The sequence below is a fragment of the Peribacillus sp. CSMR9 genome, from assembly GCF_033141925.1.
Classification (GTDB): domain Bacteria; phylum Bacillota; class Bacilli; order Bacillales; family DSM-1321; genus Peribacillus; species Peribacillus simplex_A.
Genome location: NZ_JAOPHO010000001.1, coordinates 249811 through 274046, shown reverse-complemented (window position 1 = coordinate 274046; position 24236 = coordinate 249811). Strand labels below are relative to the sequence as shown.

At 40.8% G+C, this 24236-nt stretch carries 25 protein-coding genes; all 25 read right to left on the bottom strand.

Annotation, left to right across the window (positions count from 1 at the left end; genetic code table 11):
* Positions 1-8 precede the first annotated feature (8 nt).
* Positions 9-1604, bottom strand: a complete 1596-nt coding sequence (gene fliF / locus N9I19_RS01370; protein WP_317776767.1) for a flagellar basal-body MS-ring/collar protein FliF — start codon at positions 1602-1604, stop codon at positions 9-11.
* A gap of 95 nt (positions 1605-1699) precedes the next feature.
* Positions 1700-2008 (bottom strand): flagellar hook-basal body complex protein FliE, encoded by a 309-nt coding sequence (gene fliE / locus N9I19_RS01365; RefSeq protein ID WP_061462403.1) that lies wholly within the window; start codon positions 2006-2008, stop codon positions 1700-1702.
* A 23-nt stretch (positions 2009-2031) separates the two neighbouring features.
* Positions 2032-2490, bottom strand: a complete 459-nt coding sequence (gene flgC, locus N9I19_RS01360; RefSeq protein ID WP_089362461.1) for a flagellar basal body rod protein FlgC — start codon at positions 2488-2490, stop codon at positions 2032-2034.
* Entirely contained in the window at positions 2490-2885 is a 396-nt protein-coding gene (flgB, locus tag N9I19_RS01355) for a flagellar basal body rod protein FlgB (protein WP_317776764.1), read from the bottom strand. The genes flgC and flgB overlap by 1 nt, the downstream gene beginning before the upstream one ends.
* Positions 2886-3586: 701 nt before the next feature.
* Positions 3587-4366 carry a GTP-sensing pleiotropic transcriptional regulator CodY gene (codY, locus tag N9I19_RS01350; protein WP_053345318.1) on the bottom strand — a complete coding sequence of 260 codons (780 nt, stop codon included), beginning with the start codon at positions 4364-4366 and terminating at the stop codon, positions 3587-3589.
* Between the two features lie 103 nt (positions 4367-4469).
* Complete coding sequence (hslU, locus tag N9I19_RS01345) at positions 4470-5879, bottom strand: ATP-dependent protease ATPase subunit HslU (protein ID WP_089362459.1); 1410 nt, start codon at positions 5877-5879, stop codon at positions 4470-4472.
* A 12-nt stretch (positions 5880-5891) separates the two neighbouring features.
* The gene (hslV, locus tag N9I19_RS01340) at positions 5892-6419 is read right to left on the bottom strand and encodes an HslVU peptidase proteolytic subunit (protein ID WP_054396900.1); all 528 of its coding nucleotides are present in this window, start codon (positions 6417-6419) and stop codon (positions 5892-5894) included.
* A gap of 20 nt (positions 6420-6439) precedes the next feature.
* The gene (gene xerC, locus N9I19_RS01335) at positions 6440-7342 is read right to left on the bottom strand and encodes a tyrosine recombinase XerC (RefSeq protein ID WP_317776762.1); all 903 of its coding nucleotides are present in this window, start codon (positions 7340-7342) and stop codon (positions 6440-6442) included.
* A gap of 59 nt (positions 7343-7401) precedes the next feature.
* A complete protein-coding gene (gene trmFO, locus N9I19_RS01330; RefSeq protein ID WP_061462399.1) occupies positions 7402-8709 on the bottom strand; it encodes an FADH(2)-oxidizing methylenetetrahydrofolate--tRNA-(uracil(54)-C(5))-methyltransferase TrmFO in 1308 nt (435 codons plus the stop codon).
* Positions 8710-9123: 414 nt separating this feature from the next.
* The gene (topA, locus tag N9I19_RS01325) at positions 9124-11199 is read right to left on the bottom strand and encodes a type I DNA topoisomerase (protein WP_089362456.1); all 2076 of its coding nucleotides are present in this window, start codon (positions 11197-11199) and stop codon (positions 9124-9126) included.
* Between the two features lie 266 nt (positions 11200-11465).
* A complete protein-coding gene (gene dprA / locus N9I19_RS01320) occupies positions 11466-12332 on the bottom strand; it encodes a DNA-processing protein DprA (protein WP_317776761.1) in 867 nt (288 codons plus the stop codon).
* A 131-nt stretch (positions 12333-12463) separates the two neighbouring features.
* Positions 12464-13366, bottom strand: coding sequence for a succinate--CoA ligase subunit alpha (gene sucD, locus N9I19_RS01315; RefSeq protein ID WP_061462396.1), 903 nt, complete (start codon positions 13364-13366; stop codon positions 12464-12466).
* Between the two features lie 18 nt (positions 13367-13384).
* Positions 13385-14545, bottom strand: coding sequence for an ADP-forming succinate--CoA ligase subunit beta (gene sucC / locus N9I19_RS01310; RefSeq protein WP_061462395.1), 1161 nt, complete (start codon positions 14543-14545; stop codon positions 13385-13387).
* 494 nt (positions 14546-15039) lie between these two features.
* Entirely contained in the window at positions 15040-15312 is a 273-nt protein-coding gene (locus N9I19_RS01305; RefSeq protein WP_317776760.1) for an EscU/YscU/HrcU family type III secretion system export apparatus switch protein, read from the bottom strand.
* On the bottom strand, positions 15309-17222 hold the full coding sequence (locus tag N9I19_RS01300; RefSeq protein WP_317776759.1) for a hypothetical protein: 1914 nt from the start codon (positions 17220-17222) through the stop codon (positions 15309-15311). The genes N9I19_RS01305 and N9I19_RS01300 overlap by 4 nt, the downstream gene beginning before the upstream one ends.
* Before the next feature lie 12 nt (positions 17223-17234).
* Positions 17235-18020, bottom strand: coding sequence for a ribonuclease HII (locus tag N9I19_RS01295; protein ID WP_284471294.1), 786 nt, complete (start codon positions 18018-18020; stop codon positions 17235-17237).
* A gap of 188 nt (positions 18021-18208) precedes the next feature.
* On the bottom strand, positions 18209-19081 hold the full coding sequence (gene ylqF, locus N9I19_RS01290; protein WP_284471295.1) for a ribosome biogenesis GTPase YlqF: 873 nt from the start codon (positions 19079-19081) through the stop codon (positions 18209-18211).
* A 17-nt stretch (positions 19082-19098) separates the two neighbouring features.
* Complete coding sequence (gene lepB, locus N9I19_RS01285; RefSeq protein WP_284471296.1) at positions 19099-19659, bottom strand: signal peptidase I; 561 nt, start codon at positions 19657-19659, stop codon at positions 19099-19101.
* Between the two features lie 215 nt (positions 19660-19874).
* A complete protein-coding gene (rplS, locus tag N9I19_RS01280; RefSeq protein ID WP_034313702.1) occupies positions 19875-20222 on the bottom strand; it encodes a 50S ribosomal protein L19 in 348 nt (115 codons plus the stop codon).
* A gap of 130 nt (positions 20223-20352) precedes the next feature.
* Positions 20353-21087 carry a tRNA (guanosine(37)-N1)-methyltransferase TrmD gene (gene trmD / locus N9I19_RS01275; protein WP_061462386.1) on the bottom strand — a complete coding sequence of 245 codons (735 nt, stop codon included), beginning with the start codon at positions 21085-21087 and terminating at the stop codon, positions 20353-20355.
* Positions 21087-21605: a ribosome maturation factor RimM gene (gene rimM / locus N9I19_RS01270; protein ID WP_061462385.1), complete on the bottom strand. Its 519-nt coding sequence runs from the start codon at positions 21603-21605 to the stop codon at positions 21087-21089. Before rimM ends, trmD begins: the two co-directional genes overlap by 1 nt.
* 10 nt (positions 21606-21615) lie before the next feature.
* Positions 21616-22002: a YlqD family protein gene (locus N9I19_RS01265; protein WP_061462384.1), complete on the bottom strand. Its 387-nt coding sequence runs from the start codon at positions 22000-22002 to the stop codon at positions 21616-21618.
* A gap of 223 nt (positions 22003-22225) precedes the next feature.
* Positions 22226-22456, bottom strand: a complete 231-nt coding sequence (locus N9I19_RS01260) for a KH domain-containing protein (protein WP_048684915.1) — start codon at positions 22454-22456, stop codon at positions 22226-22228.
* Between the two features lie 13 nt (positions 22457-22469).
* Positions 22470-22742 (bottom strand): 30S ribosomal protein S16, encoded by a 273-nt coding sequence (gene rpsP / locus N9I19_RS01255; RefSeq protein ID WP_034313715.1) that lies wholly within the window; start codon positions 22740-22742, stop codon positions 22470-22472.
* A gap of 153 nt (positions 22743-22895) precedes the next feature.
* Positions 22896-24236, bottom strand: a complete 1341-nt coding sequence (gene ffh, locus N9I19_RS01250; RefSeq protein WP_061462383.1) for a signal recognition particle protein — start codon at positions 24234-24236, stop codon at positions 22896-22898.

Below are 24236 nucleotides of genomic sequence, written 5' to 3'. Positions count from 1 at the left end.
AAAGCCTCCTAGTCTTCTGCTATCCAGCTTCTTAATAATTTTGCAAATTCATCTGGCTTTTCTTTTGCAAGTTTCTCAAGTTGTTTTCTTTTTAAAGATGCTTCCGTTTCCTTCTCTTTGTTTAAATCAGGAAGATCGAATGCGACTTCCTCTTCTTCGACCACGTATTCCTCTTCCAATTCAACTTGCTTTCGGGAACGGAGGAATAAGATTAAGAGAATGATAATGGCAAGTATTAGCACTCCACCGACGATGTATGCCCATATTGGTAACAATGGCCTCGTTTCCTCTATTGGCAACGTCATTTTTCCGTTAAACGGTTGAACGGAAATTGCAATTTTATTATTAAGCTCCTCGTCCGTAAGTTCTTCCCCTTCAGCTTTTTTCTCGATTGTCGTTCGTATTATCGTACCAAGGATTTGTGTGATATCATCCACACTCTGTTGAGTTAAAGAATTCGGATCGTCAGCGGTGGGCGGTTCGACCATTACCTGAATACCTAAATCCTTAACTTTATACGGGCTTTCGACTATTTCCTTCTTGATTCGGTTCACTTCACTATTTATCGTTTCATCCACTTTTTCATAATCACCGGATCCGGTTGTGCCTTCAATATAACTTGATCCTAATGAATCAGAGGAATCCTCACTTTGCGGAACGCCTCCTGCACCTGCAGCGTCCCCACTATACGATTCATTGATCCTTTGCGCAGAAATCTCGATTCCAGCCATATTTTCTTCATCGACCGGTTCGACTAAATTCTCTTCTCGGTTTTCTTGAGTGAAATCAATGTCTGTCGTGACAGAAACAACAACTTTGTCTCTACCCATTATCGTTCCAAGCATATTCTGTACCTGTCTTTGAATATCGCGTTCTATTTCTTTTTTTATTTGATTTTGAGTAGCAAATGCGGACGCGAAAGATGAATTTTCATTTTCAAGGTCAAAGTACTCAAAGTCTTGATTCATAATGACGATATTATCTGTAGGAAGATTCGGTACACTTTTTGAGACCAGATGATAAAGGGAGTTGATTTGACTTTCTTCAAATTTATAACCGGATTTCGTTTTCAATACAATGGATGCGGACGCTTCCCCAGTCGTATCACTGACAAAAACTCCTTTATCAGGAAGAGTGATCATTACGCTGGCATCTTCTACTCCATCAATCTTTTTTATTAAACTGGCCAATTCCGTTTGCATCGAGTCCAGTTTTATGACGTTGAATTCATTTTCAGTCATTCCGATACCAGCACTTTGACTAAAAAAAGAATAGTCGATACTCCCCGAGTCCGGAACTCCTTCAGCTGCCAGTTCCACTTTAAGTGAATCCAGGCTTTCTTCAGGAACCTTTATGGTCGTACCATTTTCAGAAACTTCGTTTTTAATCCCTTTACTGTCCAAATTTTCTTTGATGCCCCCTGTCTCCGATGGAGTTAAATTTGAATATAAGGGCACCAGCGTCGTACGCGTGGTTAAAAGTGAAACAGCCGTAATGATGATGATAATCAATGCTGCTGATCCAATCATCATGATTTTTTGTTTTTTACTGCGGCTCATCCAGTAAGCAGCCACTTTATTTTTAAACTCTATTACTTCATTCATTTAAATCCCCCGGTCAGTCTATGAATTTATGAGTGGGGGATTCGTTTTCCCCCTGATCATTTTTTCTCTATATTAATGAGGTTTAAAAATGAATGCTATATGCTCATTCTCATCATTTCCTGGTAGGCTTCTACAACCTTATTCCGAACCTCTAATGTAGCCTGCATGGTAATGCTGGCTTTTTGTGAAGCTATCATCACCGAATGTAGCTCAACATCATCTCCATTAACCAGTTTGGTCGTAAGGTCATCAGATGCCATTTGTGTTTCGTTAACTTTATTTATTGATTCTTTTAATACGGACGCAAAATTTCGCTGTGATTCGTATGGTGTATTAGTCTTGTTCTGATCTTTTTTCAGCACATTACCTGCATTATTCACTGCCGAAAGAGAAATCCCCTCCATATCAACACTCTCCTTTCAAACTGTTATTTTCCGATTTCCAACGCTTTCATCATCATTCCCTTTGATGCATTTAAAACTGTTACATTTGCTTCATATGAACGTGTTACACTCATTAAATCGACCATTTCCCTAAGTGGGTCGACATTCGGCATTTCAACATAACCATCTTCATTGGAATCAGGGTGTTCCGGATTGTAATCCAGTTCAAAGGGTGTTCTGTCCTTTACTATTCCAGTCACCTTTACTCCATTCCCTATCCCGCTAGTTTTTCCGGATGCTGCGTTTAAGAAGCTTGAAAAACCTTCTTCCTTACTTTGCAGCACTACCGCTTTTCTTGTGTATGGCTTCCATGTTTTCAACTCCGCGTCATATTCCGCCCTGGTCGTATCGGCATTTGCCATATTCGCAGAGATTACATCCATCCTTAACCTTTGACTGGTCAAGCTAGATCCAGTCATGTTCATACTTTGGAAGATTCCCATCACTTACCTCCTCTAATTACATTCTCCAATGATTGAAACTTTCCTGAAAGCCTATCAGAGACTGCATTATAATAAATCTGATTTGCAGCAAGATCCGTCATTTCCTTATCAACGTCCACACTATTTCCGTTATTGTTATATTGGACATTTTTCTGAAATACGATGGGAGAAGCATGACCCCTTTCTGATTTGAAGGTATAATGTCTTTCATCCGTCCGATATGACTTTAGGGAAGATCCCAGCTCTGCTTTAAATGATTGTGTTTTGTCGACCTCTTTAGCTTTATAGTTAGGCGTATCCGAATTGGCTATGTTCTGTGAAATGACTTTTTGTTTTGTATTAGAATAATTAAGAGCATTTTCTAGTGATTGAAAAGTATTTGAAAATAGTTCCATATCGCTCACCTCTTTCAATATTTAGTAAATAGTTGCTTTATCAATAAATTAACCCAATTCATTTATGGTTTAATTTTAAAGAAACATAATAACTATGTCCATAAAAACACAAAGACTTTAGACCTATTATGGTCGAAAAATGTCACATTTTGCTCGAATTTGACGTTTTTCTTAGTATTATTCAAGGATTAACATTACCTTATATTACATTTTATTAGTGCATTCTACATTTTAACCAAATTTTACTTGTATTAGCTTATTTAGCATATCGAAAAACGAACCAATATACCTGATACTTTAGAACTAATTTTAACGATTAATTTCAAGTAATTATTTCCACTCACCTGATTCCACCCTTTAAAATAAAGGATTATAAAAAACAAATGGTACATGTACTTTTTTGTTAAAAACATTTTTTTCAAAATGGCGATCCATTCGACAAATTCCTCTTATCATAAAGAAAGGCCGTCCCGTTCTATTATCACTGTTTGCATATTTCAAAAGTTATAATAATATATTTACCTTTTCATAAAAAACCACGCATATATTCACATTTCCATTTAAGATCTTTATTCCGAATTACCTCTTTTTTCTTCCTTCCTTTCGCTCTCCACCATAGCTTTTCAGTCCTAGACAACTTACCCCAATATACGCACACAAAAAAAGGCAGCCCTATTTAAAGGACTGCCTTTTTTTGTTTGTTAATTATTTTTAAGCTTTTCTAATTCAAGTAGGAATTTATCGTTCAATACTTTTATATAAGTACCTTTCATTCCAAGAGAGCGTGATTCAATTACTCCTGCACTCTCTAGCTTTCTAAGCGCATTGACGATTACGGATCGAGTGATGCCTACACGGTCTGCAATTTTTGAAGCTACAAGCAGACCTTCATTACCTTTAAGCTCTTCAAAAATGTGCTCAATAGCTTCCAATTCGCTGTACGATAACGAGGAAATTGCCATTTGAACAACAGCTTTACTACGAGCTTCTTCTTCAATCTCTTCTGACTTTTCACGAAGGATTTCCATACCTACCACTGTCGCGCCATACTCAGCCAAAATTAAATCATCATCATGAAATTTTTCTTGTAATCGAGCAAGAACCAATGTTCCTAAACGTTCTCCCCCACCCATAATCGGTACGATAGTTGTTAATCCCGTTGCGAAAAGCTCTTTGTTTTCAACTGGGAAAGCAGTGTATTCGCTTTCGATATCAAGATTGGAAGATGTTTCGGGAATATTAAATAGGTTTTTTGTGTACACTTCAGGGAATTGTTTATCTTCCAACATTTTGTACATGCGTTCATTTTCGATTTGCTGACTTACCGCTATGCCTAGTAATTTCCCACGGCGGCTGACGACGAATACATTTGCTTCGATAACTTCACTTAAACTTTCAGCCATTTCCTTAAAGTTAACTGCTTTACCTGCTGCTTTTTGGAGCATTGCATTGATTTTTCTTGTTTTTGCTAATAAGTTCATTTGATTTGTTCCTCCTAAAAATACCATGGTTCACAATAACTATGAAGTTGTATTTCCGTAATTTTATTTTCATACTAGGCAAATTATTGCCATTGTTTCTTAATTAAAGGATAAACTGGCTTAAATCTTTGTTCCGGGCGATAGAACCAAGCTTTCCTTCGACATATTGGGGAGTAATTGTAATCTTCTCCATCGTAATTTCCGGTGCTTCAAAAGATAAGTCTTCAAGCAGCCGTTCTAAAATGGTATGAAGTCTTCTTGCACCAATATTATCTGTGTTTTGATTCACTTCGAAGGCCACTTCAGCTATCTTACGAACAGCATCGTCAGAAAATTCAATTTCTATACCTTCTGTTTCTAACAAAGCAACATATTGTTTTAACAAGGCATTATCCGGTTCATGAAGAATCCTTACAAAGTCATCTACTGTCAGTTTGTTCAACTCTACACGGATCGGGAATCTACCTTGTAATTCAGGGATAAGGTCGGAGGGCTTAGCCATATGGAAGGCCCCTGCCGCAATGAATAAGACATGATCCGTTTTAACTGAACCGTATTTAGTCACGACTGTCGAGCCTTCGACGATTGGCAGGATATCCCTTTGGACACCTTCCCTTGAAACATCCGCTGATGAACTTCCGGACTGCTTACTGGCAATTTTGTCGATTTCATCAATGAAAATGATCCCATTTTGCTCAGCTCCGTATACTGCATCAGAAGTGACTTCATCCATATCGATCAATTTTGCCGCTTCTTCATTTGTTAAAACGATTCTCGCTTCACTTACTTTCAATTTGCGCTTCTTGCTTTTTTTCGGCATCAGGCTTCCTAAAGCGTCCTGCATGTTCATCCCCATTTGTTCCATTCCCGAACCTTGGAGCATATCAAACATCGAAGCAGCCTGTTCTTCCACTTCAACCGTAATCATTTCACTTTCCAGCTCACCATTAGCCAGCTTTTCGGCGACGATTTTCCTTTTTTCCTGCAAACTTAAATCTTCGGAATTATCTTCCGAATCCTGTTCGTCTTGATTGTTATTGCCTCCAAAAAAGACTTCAAGAGGATTCTTGAAATTACTCTGTTTTTTTGTTGATGGCACTAATAGCTCTATTAAACGGCGATTTGCATTTTCTTCTGCCCGTTCCTTTACGCTCGCCATCTTTTCTTCCTTCACGAGGCGAACGGAAGTCTCCACCAAATCACGAACCATGGACTCCACATCCCGGCCGACATATCCGACTTCCGTAAATTTCGTTGCTTCAACTTTTATAAAAGGAGCACCTACCAATTTAGCCATTCTCCGAGCTATTTCTGTTTTCCCAACGCCTGTCGGTCCAATCATTAATATATTCTTCGGAACGACTTCATCACGAAGTTGGTCCGAGAGAAGGGAACGTCGGTAGCGATTCCGAAGAGCCACTGCCACTGCCCGTTTTGCTTCACGCTGCCCAACGATATACTGATCCAGTTTTTCAACGATTTGCCTCGGTGTTAAATTAGCTTTTTTTGACATTTGCGCTCCTCCTTACAACTCTTCCACGATTATATTCGTATTCGTAAATACACAAATTTCCGCTGCAATTTGTAAAGATGATTGAGCGATTTCCTTTGCCGATAAATGGTCACTTGAAAACCGCATTAATGCCCTGCCGGCAGCCAGTGCATAATTCCCTCCAGATCCTATGGCGAGAATCCCGTCATCCGGCTCAATTACTTCCCCGGTACCAGAAACGAGCAGTAAATGGTTCTTATCCATCACGACCAGCATGGCTTCCAGCTTTCTCAGTACATTGTCACTTCTCCATTGCTTTGCCATTTCGACGGCAGCACGCTGAAGATTGCCATTATACTCTTCAAGCTTAGCTTCGAACATCTCAAATAAAGTGAATGCATCTGCAACAGAACCTGCAAAACCTGCAAGAACATTACCTTTAAAGATTTTTCTTACTTTCCTTGCTGTATGCTTCATCACTACTGAATTTCCTAAAGTAACCTGCCCATCACCGGACATGGCACATTCACCTTTATGATGCACTGCAAATATCGTTGTCATAAAGTGTCCCCTTTCAACATTTAAGGCCGCGGATGTGTTGCATTATAGACTTTTTTTAATTGGTCTTTTGTAACATGCGTATACACTTGCGTTGATGAAATTTTAGAATGACCAAGCAATTCCTGAACCGTGCGAATGTCCGCCCCATTATTCAATAGGTGTGTAGCAAAGGAATGCCTTAGCATATGGGGATGAAGACTTCCATCTGCGGCTGACTTTTTAATCAATTCATTCAATATATAGCGAACTCCCCTAGGTGTCAGAGGGTCTCCACGAAAATTAACAAATAAATAAACATGCGCTTTGGCGTCAGACGAAGTCATTTCCATCCTGGCTGTACGTATGTATATATCTATCGCTTCTTGAGCATATCTACCAACCGGAACGTAGCGATCTTTTTTTCCTTTTCCATGAACCAGTACTGTACCTAAGGAAAGATCGATATCCTGCAATTTAATCTCACAACATTCACTTACGCGAATGCCTGTCGCATACAGTAATTCCAGTAATGCATTGTTCCTTATTCCTATCGGTGAATCTTTATTTAAAGAAGAAAACAACTGTTTCATTTCCTTCTCATATAGAAAACGTGGCAGTCTTTGATCCTTTTTAGGTAAAGAAACAAGAGAAAAAGGATTATCCTTCACATCACCTTCACGTAATAAAAATTTATAAAAGCTCCGCAAGCAAGAAGTTTTTCTTGCTACAGTGCGCTTAGAAAGTTTTTTCTCATATAAATTCGTTAAAAACAACCGGACATCAAAATATTCAACAGACGTGATATCGATGATTCCCTGTTCATTTAGGAACAGGAAAAATTCGTGAATATCACGTTTGTAATTTTCAATGGTGTAATGTGAACTGTTTTTTTCAATTTGTAAATATTCGATGAAGGATGATAATGCCTTTTTTTGATTAATCATGGAAACACCTCGCAAAGGCTAATAAATAGTATCATACTTTAAAACAGCAGGCAAATATTTTACAAATTTTTCACAAAGTTCTGAATTGTGTCCAAAGCGCGTTTAGCATGTGTTTCGTTCCGTTCTTTTTTTGATTTGATTCTCACTTCAAGGTCTGGAAGCAATCCGAAGTTGGCGTTCATCGGCTGAAAGCTCTTTCCATTTGTCGATGTTATATACCTTGCCATGCTGCCCATTGTCGTCTCAGCAGGAAAAATGGCAGGCTCCAATCCTTGGACGATCCTTGCAGCATTGATACCTGCAACCAGTCCTGATGCTGCCGATTCTACATAACCTTCGACGCCAGTCATCTGACCTGCAAAGAATAAATCGTCCCGATTTTTGAATTGGTACGTAGGCTTCAGAACATTAGGTGAGTTTATGAAAGTGTTGCGATGCATAACTCCATAACGGACAATTTCCGCATTTTCCAATCCAGGTATGAGCTGCAATACTTCTTTTTGCGGCCCCCATTTCAAATGTGTCTGAAAACCAACAATGTTGTAGAGTGTTCCTGCCGCATCATCTTGGCGCAATTGAACTACTGCAAAAGGGCGCTTTCCTGTTTTCGGATCTTCTAATCCGACAGGCTTCAATGGACCAAATAACATCGTTTTCTTCCCACGTGATGCCATTACTTCAATCGGCATGCAACCTTCAAAAAAGATTTCTTTTTCAAATTCTTTAAGTGGGACTGTCTCGGCAGCAATCAATGCTTCATAAAAGCGGTCAAACTCCTCTTCCGTCATCGGACAGTTCAAATAAGCTGCTTCCCCTTTATCGTAGCGGGATTTTAAGTATACTTTATCCATGTTGATGCTGTCTTTTTCAAGAATTGGAGCGGCAGCATCATAGAAATACAAGTATTCTTCATCCATGATTTGCTTTAAGCTGTCAGATAGTGACTGACTTGTAAGTGGTCCTGTTGCAATGACGGTAGGGCCTTCCGGAATTTCCGTCACTTCTTCATTAATGACCGTTACATTGGGATGATTTTTGACCTTTTCCGTCACAAGACCGGCAAATTCATGGCGATCGACAGCTAAAGCACCGCCAGCCGGTACAGCACAAGCATCTGCTGCGGACATGATGACCGAATCCAATATACGCATTTCTTCTTTTAAAACACCAACCGCATTTGTTAACGTATTTGCCCGAAGTGAATTGGAACAAACAAGTTCAGCGAATTTATCGGTATGATGTGCTGGCGTTTGTTTTACCGGGCGCATTTCGTATAGATCGACTTTGATTCCTCTTTTAGCTAACTGCCACGCCGCTTCACTTCCAGCAAGCCCAGCACCGATTACACTTACTTTTGTTTCTTTCATTTTTCGAACCTCCATGTATAGATATGATAAGACAGGAGCATTTATCATTAAAATTGCTTTCATAAGTGTTTCATTTTTAACGATATCTATGTATTTATACCCAAAATCCCCATTCCTGCTACGAAAATTTCAAGCATATGCCACAAATCCAGCATTTCATCTGTACTAAAAGGGATAACGGACACAAACAGGAATTATATCTTTAAAATAATGCACTTGTCCACTGAATTTTACATCACATCACCTAAATAAAAAAGTTTCAAGCTTTATCCATTTTCTTCAAAGAAGTAAATCCACACGTTACCATGATATCATACTTCGCTGAACATAAAGAAACTCGGCAAATGCCGAGTCAATTTATATTTAGAGTTTCTCAAATGTACAAAGGGAAAGTAAACGATTTCACAGACTTTTCTATGCTTGAGGAGTTTCTTTGAAGTCACAATCCATGCACTGGACCTGGACTCCTTTTTTGAGTTTTTTCTCAACAAGTGTACCTTCACATTTTGGACAACTCCGCGGTAGCGGTTTATCCCAAGAAATGAAGTCACATCCAGGGTAGGTATCACACCCGTAAAATAAACGGCGTTTTTTACTTTTCCTTTCAATGATGTTTCCTTCCTTACATTTCGGGCATTTCACACCTATTTCTTTTACGATTGGTTTTGTGTTACGGCAATCGGGGAAATTACTGCATGCCATGAACTTACCATAACGCCCCATCTTAAAGACCATCTCATGTCCGCATTCTACACAATCTTCACCTGCAGGCTCATCTTTGATTTCAATTTTCTCCATTTCGACTTCAGCTTTAGCCAAATGAACAGCAAATTCTTTATAAAATTCATCGATGACCTTAATCCATTCGATGCTTCCTTCTTCGACGCTATCGAATTCCTGTTCCATCTTGGCAGTGAACTCTGCATCAAGAATATCCGGGAAGAATTCACGTATCAATTCAAGAACGATCTCACCAAGCTCTGTGGGGATGAACCGTTTATTATCCAAAGTAACATAACCACGTTTTTGAATCGTATCCAAGGTAGGAGCATATGTGGAAGGACGGCCTATTCCCAGTTCTTCTAGGGTTTTGACAAGACGTGCTTCTGTATATCTGGGTGGAGGCTGTGTGAAATGCTGCTTAGGCTCTACATCTTTTGAAAAGAATTGATCTCCTTTTTTCACATCAGGGAGAGCATTTTCCTTTTCTTCCACTGAGTCATCGGATCCCTCAACATATACCTTCATGAAGCCCGGAAATTTAATTTTTGAACCATTGGCCCTGAAGATGACATCTCCGTTATGCAGGTCGATGCTCATCGTATCCATGACCGCCGAAGACATTTGACTTGAAACGAATCGCTCCCAAATCAACTTATATAGACGGAATTGATCTCTGGATAAGAACTCCTTGACTACACCCGGTTCACGTAATGTACTCGTTGGTCTTACCGCTTCATGGGCATCTTGGGCATTAGTCTGTTTTTTCTCTTTCCGCTGCTCAACCTGAACATAATCTTTACCATAACTATTTTCAATGAAGGTATGGGCTTCCTGTTTCGCAACATCGGAAATCCGGGTCGAATCGGTTCTCATATAAGTGATTAACCCGACTGTCCCTTCCTTTCCAAGCTCGATTCCTTCATAAAGCTGCTGAGCAAGCATCATTGTTTTCTTTGCACGGAAATTCAATTTTCGAGCCGCTTCTTGTTGCAGGGAAGAAGTCGTAAAAGGTGCAGCTGGATTACGCCTTCTTTCCTTTTTAGCCACTGCCCCTATCGTAAATTCGCCGCCATTTAAAGAACCGAGTACTTTTTTGACGTCCTCTTCTGTATTTAATTCTTTCCGCTCACCGCCCAGGCTGAAAAAGGAACCTTCAAACTGTTCTTTTCCTTTTACAAAATCTGCCTTGATTGTCCAATACTCTTCCGGGATAAAATCTTTGATTTCTTTTTCCCGGTCAATGATCATCCGTACAGCAACCGATTGGACCCGTCCCGCACTTAAGCCTTTTTTCACTTTTTTCCACAAAAGCGGGCTGATATTGTATCCGACCAAACGATCCAAGACCCTTCTTGCCTGTTGCGCATCAACCAATTTCATATTTATTGGCCTCGGTGATTTAAATGATTCTTTGATAGCCTCTTTCGTGATTTCGTTGAATACCACGCGGCAATCAGAATTAATGTCAACATCGAGACTGTGAGCCAAATGCCAGGCAATGGCTTCCCCTTCTCTGTCGGGGTCAGCCGCGAGATAGATTTTTTTCGCTTTTTTTGCAGCAGTTTTCAATTCTTTTAAAACCGGGCCTTTGCCGCGGATAGTTATATATTTAGGTTCATATTCATGTTCAACATCGACACCCATTTGGCTTTTAGGCAAATCGCGTACATGCCCCATGGAAGCCTTTACTTTATATTTTTTTCCCAAGTAACGTTCTATTGTTTTCGCCTTTGCGGGCGATTCCACAATCACTAAGTATTCTGACATCCAATAAATCCTCCTCAAAGAGGTAATATAAATCTTCACTATTATTAATCATTCAAAAAACATTTGTCAACACCTCTTTACTTTTCAAAGCATGTCATTTTATTTATTTATAAGTATTTTGACAAGAGGTGCCATTTGCAAAACTTATAACAGTTTTACAATATTTTCAACCTTTTTGTCTAAAATTTCAACCATTCCTTTAAAAAAAACACCTTTTTTTTCTATTTTTCCGTTTAATTCTCCGTCTATCTTCTATATTATATTGTTCAAAATTCTTCCTCAATCTGCTTAGAACTCAAAACAAGTTTGGCACCATCTTGAATCAATTGATTGGTCCCTAATGATTCTGGACTCGTTACATTGCCAGGAAGCGCAAATACCTCCCTGCCATGTTCCAAAGCGGATTGTGCCGTAATAAGGGAACCGCTTTTTTCTTTGGCCTCGACCACGAATACTCCCAGTGATAATCCACTGATGATTCGATTCCTAAGCGGAAACATCCAAGGTTCTGCTCTCTTTTCCGGTGGAGTCTCAGATAAAAGTAACCCTTTATTGATGATTTCCCCTGCAAGGGAAATATTGGATTTTGGGTATATTTGCAAAAGACCTCCTCCTAAAACCCCAATCGTATCTCCGCCTTCCCCCAAAGTGATTTTATGTGCCTCTGCATCGATTCCAGCCGCCACCCCACTTATGATTACGATTTTTTTCTTTACAAGTGGTAATAGAATCGTTTTTAAGGCCTCCAGTCCATACGAGGTTGGCTTACGTGTTCCAACAACACCTAGCGTGCTCCTCTTCGTTAGAAGCTTCTTATCGCCTTTTAAATAAAGAACCCATGGGGGATCGAATATTTGCTTCAGCAAAAAAGGATAATCATCATCGAAGATCGTCAAGCAATGAATTTGGCAATCTTCGTATCGTTTAAGTTTATCGATGGTATTGAGTGAATGTAAATCTTTGAGAAAGAGGGTAAGCTTATTTGAAGGGATAGGGAGGATTTTTACCCATTCCTCGTGATTCATAGTGAAAAGGGAAGATAAGGACGGGTCATTTGACATGATAATTTGGATTGTTTTCCATCCTGCTCCGCGGCAATGATGGAGGTGGATTAATTTTTCTGTTTTATTCAATTGGAAGCACCCCTAATCGGATATTTTTAAAGGTAGGTTGATTGTGATGGTCAAAGTAATCGAAATGTGTTTCCCGAGGAATTTGGAGTGAAATAAAGGCCGACCCAAAAAACAGGTCGGCCCAACTTAAATCAATGCGTTTTACAAGGTTCGTAGATTTCTTTTTCCTTCAGGACGGAGATCAATGTTTCACCCATTACGGATGGAGTCTCGGCAACTTTAATTCCACATTCGTTCATAACGCGGATTTTCTCGTCAGCTGTACCTTTTCCTCCTGAAATTATGGCACCAGCATGTCCCATACGTTTACCAGCTGGAGCTGTACGGCCACCAATGAAACCTACAACTGGCTTAGTCATATTTTCTTTCACCCAGATTGCCGCTTCTTCTTCTGCCGTGCCGCCGATTTCCCCGATCATGATCACCGCATGTGTTTCCGGATCTTCATTGAATGCTTTCAGTACATCAATGAAGTCCGTTCCGTTAACGGGATCCCCACCGATACCGACAGCCGTAGATTGCCCAATGCCTGCTTGTGATAATTGGTGAACGGCTTCGTACGTTAAAGTTCCAGAACGAGAAACTACACCTACATGGCCTTTTTTGTGGATATATCCTGGCATGATACCAATCTTACATTCTTCGGGGCTAATGACACCCGGGCAGTTCGGTCCGATCAAGCGAGTCTTTTTACCTTCCATGTAACGCTTCACCTTGACCATATCCAGGACAGGAATATGTTCCGTGATACAAATAACAAGATCTAGTTCTGCGTCAACGGCTTCAAGAATCGCATCTGCAGCAAATGGAGCCGGTACGTAGATAACCGATGCATTCGCTCCGGTTTCAGTGACAGCTTCGGAAACTGTATTGAATACAGGTACCCCTTCCGCTTCTGTTCCGCCTTTGCCCGGAGTGACTCCTCCAACGATTTTCGTGCCGTATTCCAACATTTGTTTTGTATGAAATAATGCTGTTGAACCAGTGATTCCCTGAACGATCACTTTCGTATCTTTATTAATATAAACGCTCATTATGTTCCCCCCTGCCTATTATCCTACAAGTGATACTATTTTTTGTGCTCCATCTGCCATTGATTCAGCAGCCGTAATATTTAAACCTGACTCTTTAAGTATCTTTTTACCAAGGTCCACATTCGTACCTTCAAGACGAACAACAAGAGGGACATCCAGGCCAAGCTCTTTAGCAGCAGCTACTACGCCTGTCGCGATGATGTCACATTTCATGATCCCCCCGAAGATATTAACGAAGATGCCTTTAACATTTTGATCGGATAGGATGATTTTGAAAGCCTCTTTTACTTTTTCCTCAGTAGCGCCGCCACCAACGTCAAGGAAGTTAGCCGGATCTCCCATATAATGTTTAATGATGTCCATCGTTGCCATAGCAAGTCCGGCACCATTAACCATACATCCGATATTTCCGTCAAGCGATATGTAACTAAGGCCATGTTTTGATGCTTCAATCTCTTTCGCATCCTCTTCATCCAAATCACGGTACTCCGCGATGTCTTTATGGCGGTAAATCGCATTATCATCGAAATTCAATTTAGCATCCAGTGCCATTACATTGCCATCGCCCGTTACCACTAATGGGTTGATTTCAGCGATTGAGCAATCTTTTTCAACGAAAGCTGTATATAAGTTAACCATCAGTTTGGAAGCTTTATTTATAAGTGAAGCCGGAATATTGATATTGAATGCAATCCTACGTGCCTGGAAGCCAGTCAGGCCGACAACCGGATCGATTACTTCTTTGAAAATTTTCTCTGGTGTCTTTTCAGCCACTTCCTCAATTTCCGTTCCGCCTTCTTCAGAAGCCATCAATACGACACTGTTCGTAGCACGGTCAAGGACCAGCCCGATATAATATTCCTTCGTAATGTCGCAGCCTTCTTCAATAAGTAAACGCTTAACTTCCTTGCCTGCCGGTCCTGTTTGATGGGTCACCAGCGTCTTACCAAGAATCTCTTCTGCATATGTACGTGCTTCATCAAGATTTTTCGCTACCTTAACTCCGCCGGCTTTCCCGCGGCCGCCCGCATGAATTTGAGCTTTGACGACAACAACTTCCGTACCTAATTCCTTCGCTGCTTCCACTGCTTCATCTACAGTAAAGGCAACCCGGCCATTTGGAACGGATACCCCGTATTGTCGCAATATCTCTTTTCCCTGATACTCATGGATATTCATTTCCCATCCTCCTTATCTACTAAAAACCAACTTTTAAATTTAATGCCTGTTTTCTCTACCATATTACAACAAAATTCTCCTTGGTGCATAATATTCTTTCACATAATTTTGTGAATATTATCATAATATACTTTTTTTACTCTTGTATTAAATGGAAAAAAACTGCTTGGCCGTTGTGTTTCTTTCTAGTGAAAATCAATTATATTTTTTCTATCATTCTATTCTTTTAAAAAGCCTTTTCTCTTATAAATCCAGTGAAAACACACCCTTCTACACCCTTTTCCACCATATTAATCCAGAAAACACCTCAGGGAAATTACGTGTATCCTTTTTTTGACTCAAAGGAAAAGCAAAAGGACAAAGCCATGGCTTTGTCCTTTTTCTGATAGTTTAGTATGTTTTTAATATAATGAAAATTTATTAACGATTTCCCTAATTTTCTACAAAAACCAACAAGAATCCATTTTGGTGAAATCACGTGCATAATCAGGCCCCTACCGATTCATGTCCTTGTCGACTTTATAAATGAATGCAAATACCTCCGCAACAGCTCCGTACAATTCTTCCGGTATCGTTTGATTTATATCCAATTGACCTAAAAGTGCAGCAAGCGACTCATCCTTTTGGACCGGTATATCCAGCTTCATAGCCCTTTCCAGGATATTTTCAGCCGTTTTACCTTTCCCCTTCGCCAATATGACGGGAGCTTTGGATGTCTTTTGATCATACTTTAAGGCAATCACTTCTTTTCGCCTATCATTTTTCATATTCGAATATCCACTCCACTATATGAACCAGATTCTGAAAAAGGAACGGATTTCAACCCGTGGCCCCTCTCTTTTCCGCTTCCCATGTTTACAAATGAAACACCTGACAATCTGTAATCCATTTTTTCCAGATTCTCTCTCAGGAGTTCAAGATATTGATTTGCTGTCTCTTCAAGGACTGCTCCATGCCCATTAATGACCGTCACCTTTATGATTCGATTTTGCACCTGCATATCGATGATAATCTCTTTAAGGCGTTCTAATTCTAAATAAAATAGGACGCGGCAGTATTCCGGGTCTATCTTGCCATCTTTTGTTTTCCTTCCGCTCCATTGTAACGTTAGGTCCGTTTGTGTAGAGCCCAGATTGATTGGAAGTGTAAGGAGCAAATTCTGAATCGGCCCATTTTCTTGTGCAAGGATCTGTTGGGCAGTGACCCGATTTAGGATTTGTTCTGCGATCTCCTTAATGGCTGCCGGAGTTTGCGCATTCAGCAATTTAAGCAGCAGCGGTTTAAGTGTATCCAAATCCTTCGAGAACTCCATTTCATCTCTAGTAAGATTAACAAGTGCATGTTCCAGCTGAAGACCAAGGATCTTCGTCCACTCTTTTAGTTGGTGTGCAACAGATGGACCATTAGTAAAATCGATTGTTTGAAACTCAGCTTCAAATACCTGGGCTAGGACCAGCCTCTCATTATTCGTAACGAACTGAGCCTCAGACAGCTGTTTAAGTGACTGAAACAGTAGTTTGGCCGCCTTACCCTTCGACTCAACTACCTGCTCTCTATCCATATTCAAATAGCCTAAAAGGTCATTCACTTCTACATTTCCGCCTAATGCTTTTTTTCCGGCTGTTGCTTCTGCAAAAGCACTCTCAAGCAAACGAAAGGCAAGAGGGGAAAGTTTTTCTGCAGAAATTTTTTTCTGAAACGATTGGATATCAGTTGGCATTTTTGTCGCTTTATGATCAACGCCGTTCAATATCCGATTTATATTAATTTCGATTTCGTCAATTTTTCCAAATGCTCCACTTTTTACCTTGGAAAGTACATGCAATCCTTGGTGTAATTTTTCAATCGCTGAGTTCTTAGGAATCCCGGACCTCGCCTCAGCTCCATCAATTAACTTCTCCAGAAAGACAGATTCTGTAATTCCCTTTGGGACGAAACCTGTCTTTTTAAGCAGGGAAAATGCGCCGGATTTCATTTCAGGTGTTGAATCCGAATCCAGCCAAATGGTCACTAGTTTTTGCAAACCGAATTGTTGAAGCTGGCTCTGTTTAGCCACATGTAAGGAGTCCAATACCTCCATAAGCTTGAAAGCCGTCCTCGTTACCACTCCCCCATCCTGCAGTTGCTGCTTGAGGCCGCTGAGCAATTTGTGAAAAGGTTCGCCTTTGGCATGTGAAAATAATGCATCATATACATCTTTTACAAACGGCAATTGCTGAATGAACATTGTTTTTATCAGAGGCAGACCAACTTCTGCATCGGCAGTTTTCAGCCATTGCAAAGCGGACTGAAAAGTTTCCTTGGTTATCGGGAGACGGTTTTTCAGGAGATATTCGGCAAGCTTTGCCGCCGCAGGTTCGGGCGTTATGCCGAGATGAGCGATCAATTGTGCAGCTGTGCCATCTAAGCTGGAACAGTTCAAATTCGGGGAATCTAAAGCTTTTAACACGACCTTCCCCTCATTTGGTGGCTGAATTTGAAACCAATACCTTTCTCCTGCCCGAAGCGGGATATCTAGAGCGGCAATCATTTTTTGATGGCCAATCTGTACCTCGGCCGTTTGGTTAGGAAAAACCTTATTCACTTTCCCGAAAAGGATTTGACCGTTTTTCAAACTCGCAGTTCCTTGTATTTCAATTGGTGAAGATACGGGTTGACCGCTTGTTGTCGATTGCATCACTCATCCTCCCTAGTCCTTCGTACGTGCAGCGATTTCCTTAACTGGTGCAAAACTTCTTCTATGCCAAGGTGTAAGCCCGTGCTTCTCGAGCGCTTCTAAATGTTGGCTTGTCCCATATCCCATGTGCTTTCCGAAACCATATTCCGGATATTCTTCACCATATTCCTTCATCATCCTGTCACGAGTCACTTTCGCTATAATGGATGCCGCAGAGATGGTAATGCTTCTTGCATCCCCCTTTATGAGTGAAAGCTGCGGAATCGGCACATCCAGTTCCATCGCATCAATCAACAAATGATCAGGAAGTTCTGACAAATCGTTCACTGCGGCCACCATTGCCTTTTTCGTAGCTTGGTATATATTGATTTCATCAATTACTTCGCTATGTACAACACCCACACCTATGGAAAGTGCTTCCTTAAAAATCATCTCATAAAACAGTTCCCTTTTTGACTCTGGAATCTTTTTAGAATCATTCAGTCCTGGCAAATAAAAAGATTCCGGCAAGATGACAGCACTTGTCACAACTGGTCCTGCCAACGGTCCTCTTCCTACTTCATCGATACCTGCAAGAATGGAAAACCCTTGTTTGCGCAATTGCCGTTCAAACTCCGTCATTTCCGTGAAAGCATCCTTTACCTGTCGCTCTTTTTCATAGGCTCTTTGCCATTTGCTCACTAAGTCAGTTACTCCCTTTCGGCTGTCTTCCCGGCATTCTTGTAAAAATAAATCTTCTGGCTCTCTTATAGTCTTTAACTTTGAGGAGATTTCCTTAATGCTCATTGCAGTTTTCATCATTTATCACCCATCATATTAATTATCGGCAGTCTTGCTCCTTTTCTACAGTTCAAACAAAAATACGGAGCGGAAAAGAGACATCAAAAGTTAAAAACCTTTTCGACATCCAACTCCAGCTCCGTATCAACCCTTTTCACCGACCTTCTTCAAAAATCAGGTCAGTGTCTTGCAATCTCTACTTAATGTTATTCGGGGATATTATCCTCTTCATAATCCTTAGGGACCTCAAACGTAAGAGGGCCCATCTTTTCTGAACGGATTTCACGTACGACCAACTCTGCGGTTTTGTCATAATCAATGAAGCCACCAGATGCTAAACAGCCCCTGAACTTTCCGACGGCATCGAATAGTTCAAGCGTTTCCTGAGGAATTGCATCCAGGTTATAACGGGATTTCAATCTATCCGGATATTCCTTTTCCAAAAAGCGCAGACCGTATAAAGAGACCTCGTGCAAGTTTAAGATCGTATCCTTGATCGCTCCCGTCAATGCAAGCTTCAAGCCCACTTCCTGATCCTCGAATTTAGGCCAGAGAATCCCCGGCGTGTCCAACAGTTCCAATTCCTTACCAACTTTTATCCATTGCTGCGCCTTCGTGACACCAGGTGTATTCCCTGTTTTGGCAATGTTCTTTTTGGCAAGTCGATTGATTAAAGTTGATTTCCCTACATTCGGAATCCCGACTATCATGGCGCGGATGGCTCTTGGCTTTATTCCTCTTGATTCCATCCTGTCATACTTATCTTTTAAAAGTTTTTTAGAAGCAGCTGTAATCTGGTTTAAACCGCTTCCTGCCTGCGAGTTAATGGCAATCGCCGTTTTCCCCTGTGATTTATAATATTCAAGCCACATATTCGTTTTCACCGGATCGGCCATATCAGCTTTATTCAAAAGGATAACCCTCGGTTTATGCTGTATGATTTCATCGATCATCGGATTTCGTGAAGATGCCGGAATCCGGGCATCCACAAGTTCAAAGATGATGTCGATCAGTTTTAATTTCTCTGTTACTTCCCGTCTTGCTTTGGCCATATGGCCAGGGAACCACTGTATTGTCAATGGAATCCACCTTCCTACTATTCCGCCAATCGAAAGTCTTCAATCGGCCAATAAACTAATTTAGTTTTTCCTAACACTTTATCGTAAGGAACGACGCCAACGCTAATATAGCGGCTATCCTTACTAACACGACGATTATCCCCTAAGACAAATAGATGGTCTTCAGGCACCGTTCCTTGTTCTATGACATCACTTAATGTAAAAGGTTCCGTCAAAGCCCCGCCATCTATCAATTGTTTTTTATATTCATCCAAGTATGGCTCATCATAAGCTTTTCCATTCACGTACAGAGTATCATCTTTATATTCCACTTTTTCCCCTGGCAATCCGATGACCCGCTTTATGTAATCTTTGCCTTCTGGAGCTTCAAAAACGATAATGTCGAATCTTTTCGGTTCACCAATCGAATAGGAGATTTTATTAACGAGCATGCGGTCCGTATTCTTTAATGTCGGCATCATGGAATTACCGTCCACAACAATTGGAGCCAGGAGGAAATAACGAATCAGTGTCGCAGCTATAACCGCGATTATGACCGCCTTTGTCCATTCCCACAATTCATTTTTCTTTTTCGCCATCCTTACCCACCCTTTTAGAAAGCATATCAACAATTATTTTAACATGTTGCAGACGCTATAGCGAGCGGGATTCTATATAGTTTTCACCGTATATGTGCATTAATGGTTTCTTGCAGTGCAAAAAGGGAGCCTGAAAAACAAGCTCCCTTTTTGATACTGTTTGGTTATTCACCTTATGTGGATCATGGTAAACCCGCATGAAGATATTCGAAGAATTAACGACGAATTTCTTTAATACGTGCTTTTTTACCACGAAGTTCGCGTAGGTAATAAAGTTTCGCACGACGTACTTTACCGTGACGGATAACTTCTAGTTTCGCAATTTTTGGTGTGTGAACAGGGAAAGCACGTTCTACTCCAACGCCGTAAGAGATCTTACGCACTGTGAAAGTTTCACTAACTCCGCCGCCACGACGTTTGATTACAACGCCTTCAAACAACTGGATACGTTCGCGAGTTCCTTCAATAACCTTTACGTGTACACGTACTGTGTCACCAGGTCTGAATGATGGAAGATCTGAGCGAAGTTGTTCTTTTGTGATTTCGTTAATAAGATTTTGCATCGATTTCAACTCCTCCTGGACGCTCTTGCAAATACTTATTGTTTGCAGCGGAACATCGTTATAAGACTGAGCATTTTGCCCAAGTCACAAGGTATATCCTATCATACTATAAACGTCGATGCAATAGGCATCAGTCTTCTTTTTTAATCTCGGACAATAATTTTTTTTCAAGTTCCGATAGTTCATAACTATCGAGCAAATCAGGACGTCGCATCCACGTTCTGCGCAGAGATTCCTTCATCCGCCATTCATCGATTTTTTTATGATTTCCGGATATTAGCGGATCGGGAACTTTCATCCCCCGAAAATCTGCAGGTCTAGTATAATGGGGATGCTCTAACAAACCAGAAGAATAGGAATCAAGAATCGGGGAGTCAACATTTCCTAGAACGCCGGGAAGCAAGCGAACTACGCTGTCAATAATGACCATTGCGCCCAATTCCCCGCCTGTAAGAACAAAGTCACCAATCGATATTTCATCCGTGACGACATGCTCCCGGATGCGCTCATCGTATCCTTCATAATGTCCGCATATGAAAATGAGATGTTCTTCATTTGCATACTCTTCAGCTTTTTTCTGCGTGTAACGCTCTCCCTGAGGACAAAGCAGGACTACCCTTGGGGTTAGCTCAGCTTGGCCTTTTAGAGCTTCTACAGCATCAAAAATCGGTTGTGCCTTCAATACCATTCCGGCACCTCCGCCATACGGATAATCGTCTACCGTCGAGTGCTTATTATCTGCATAGTCTCGAAAATTGGTCACCTTATAGCTGACAGCCTGCTTTTCCGCAGCCTTTTTTAAGATGGACGAGCCAAATACCCCTTCGAACATTTCTGGAAAAAGCGAAAGCACATCGATTTTCATCAGTCTAAAAGTCCTTCCATCGGTGTAATGATGACCTTTTTAGCGGAAATATCTACTTCTTTTACAATTTGTTCAATATACGGGATCAGAATATCCTTACTGCCAGCTTTCTTAATGACCCAAACATCATTGGCACCAGGCGTAAGAACCTCAATGATTTCCCCAACTTCCAAACCTTCATCCGTAAATACAGAACAGCCGATGATTTCATGGAAGTAGAACTCACCTTCGTCCAATTTACCAAGCTGTGCTTCCTTCACTTTTAGTACCCCGTTTCTAAAAGCCTCGACCTGTCCGACGTTATAATAGTTCTCGAACGTCAATAGGTTAAAGTTTTTATGGGTACGATGTGACCTGATGATAAGCGGCAAAGGCTTTTTATCAGTGTCCCTAAACAAATGCAGTGTATTTCCCACTTTGAATCGTTTTTCCGGAAAGTCTGTTGAAGAAATGACACGCACTTCTCCTAAAAGACCATGTGTGTTGACAATTTTACCTACATTAAACCATTTTTCCATTCTTTCACCTCTAACGAATTTCCGAGACGATTCCATCTTTAATGACAATAGTCTTCGTTGCCATAATATCGTCCCAATCTGCCCCAATTTCCACATCAATGATACTTTGAACTTCCCGTTCCTTCAATTCGCTTCCGGTGGGAAGGATCTCCAACTGCTCCATTTGAAATTCAAGCAGTTTAATTTTTTCTTGCCTCTGGTTTATTTCTTTTTCGAAATGAGCACGGAGACTAGCAGGCTGGAGATTTCTTGTTTTTTCAAGCTTTTTCAGTTCAAAGCGAAGCTGTTCACTCTCTTTTTGAAGCTGAAGGCGTTTTGACTTGTACTTCTCGAGGAGCTGATTCTTGCTGGATTCCGTTAATACTTGGTTAACGATTACATTTTGGAGAATTTTCATTCCAGCACCTCCTATTATCTATGATTTCTTATTTCCTTCAAAAAATATGTATGATAGGGTAATCTTTTTGAAAAAGGGGGTCATTCTCTTAAGTATAACGTAAATCGATAAAAGATGCGTCTTAAAAAGGTGTAAAGTTTAAACTCCGGGTCAGATCCAAATAGGATCAAAGTCGGAATTTCACTTTCTTGAAGTACAAAAAAAGGAGGGGTATTAGCCCTCCTTATTCGGAAATCTCCAAATAGATTTTCTTCTGCTGTGAAGATCCTGCTGCATATACCACAGTCCGAATCGCCTTAGCAACACGCCCTTGTTTACCGATGACCTTGCCCATGTCCTCTTTATGAACGGAGAGGATATAAACAATCCGGTCGGACTCTTCCTTGGAGGTCACGATGACCTCTTCCGGATAATCCACAAGTGCTGAAACAATCGTTTCAATTAGTGCTTTCATCAACTAACGTCGATTACTTGCTGTTTTTTGCAACATGGAATTTTTCCATGATGCCTTGTGTTGAGAATAAGTTACGAACTGTATCAGATGGTTTAGCTCCATCTTGTAACCATTTAAGAGCAAGCTCTTCGTTGATTTCAACTTTAGCTGGTTGAGTCACCGGGTTATAAGTTCCTACCACTTCAATGTAACGTCCGTCACGTGGTGAACGAGAATCTGCAACTACAATACGATAGAAAGGAGATTTTTTAGCTCCCATACGTTTTAAGCGAATTTTTACTGCCATTTTAAATAAGCACCTCCGAATAGTTTCACACAAGATAGTATAATATCAAATGTCTTGTATGTTTGTAAAGGTTTTTTTCTTAACAGGTGAAAAAAGTGTTGAAACACATGGCTTTAACCCGTATTTCTCCTTAGTTTCAACCTAAAATAAACCTTACATGAACGGGAATTTGAATCCCTTTTTCTTCCCTTTTTGCATGTTCGTAACCTGTTTCATCATCTTTTTCATTTCTTCGAATTGCTTCAATAGGCGGTTCACTTCTTGAATCGATCTGCCGCTTCCTTTGGCAATCCGTTTCTTACGGGATGCATTCATGGTTTCTGGATGTTCCTTTTCCTGCGTCGTCATTGAACGGATGATAGCTTCGACATGACCAATCTGTTTCTCATCGATCTGAAGGTTATCCATCCCTTTCATTTTGTTCGCACCAGGAATCATTTTCAGAATATCATCAAGCGGACCCATATTCCGCACCTGACCAAGCTGATCAAGGAAATCATCAAAGGTAAAAGTGGCTGTACGCATCTTTTTTTCTAATTCTTTCGCTTTTTCTTCATCTACATTGGCCTGTGCTTTTTCGATAAGGGTCAATACATCACCCATGCCGAGGATCCTTGACGCCATCCGTTCTGGATGGAATGCTTCAAGTGCATCCAATTTTTCTCCCATACCGACGAATTTTATCGGCGTGTTTGTGACTGAACGAATCGAAAGCGCCGCACCACCACGTGTATCCCCATCAAGTTTCGTAAGTACGACTCCAGTCAGGCCTAACTGTTCATTAAAGCTTTGGGCCACATTGACCGCATCCTGACCTGTCATCGCATCGACAACCAGGAAGATTTCATCGGGTTTTGTCAATTCTTTGATATCCTTCAGTTCACCCATCAAGTTTTCATCAACATGAAGGCGGCCTGCGGTATCAATCAACACATAATCATGATGTTCTTCCTTAGCCTTTTCAATCGCCTGTTTGGCAATTTCAACAGGGCTGACCTGGTCCCCAAGGGAGAAAACAGGCATGCTTAATTGTTTGCCAAGTGTTTCAAGCTGCTTAATCGCCGCCGGACGGTAAATATCAGCCGCAACGAGCAATGGCTTGCGGTTGTATTTTTTTCTAAGAAGATTGGCAAGCTTTCCGGTGGTCGTCGTTTTACCAGCACCTTGAAGCCCTACCATCATAATGACGGTCGGTGGTTTCGAGGCAACGGCAATCTTGCTTTGTTCGCCGCCCATCAGCTCCGTCAATTCTTCCTTAACTACTTTAATTACCTGTTGACCGGGGGTTAAGCTTTTCAGCACTTCCTGACCTACCGAACGTTCACTAACACGTTTTACAAAATCCTTCACGACTTTAAAGTTAACATCCGCTTCAAGCAGGGCCAATCGAACTTCACGCATCATTTCTTTAACGTCCGCTTCGTTGACCTTACCTTTTCCACGGATCTTTTGCATCGTGCTCTGCAGTCGGTCGGCCAATCCTTCAAATGCCAT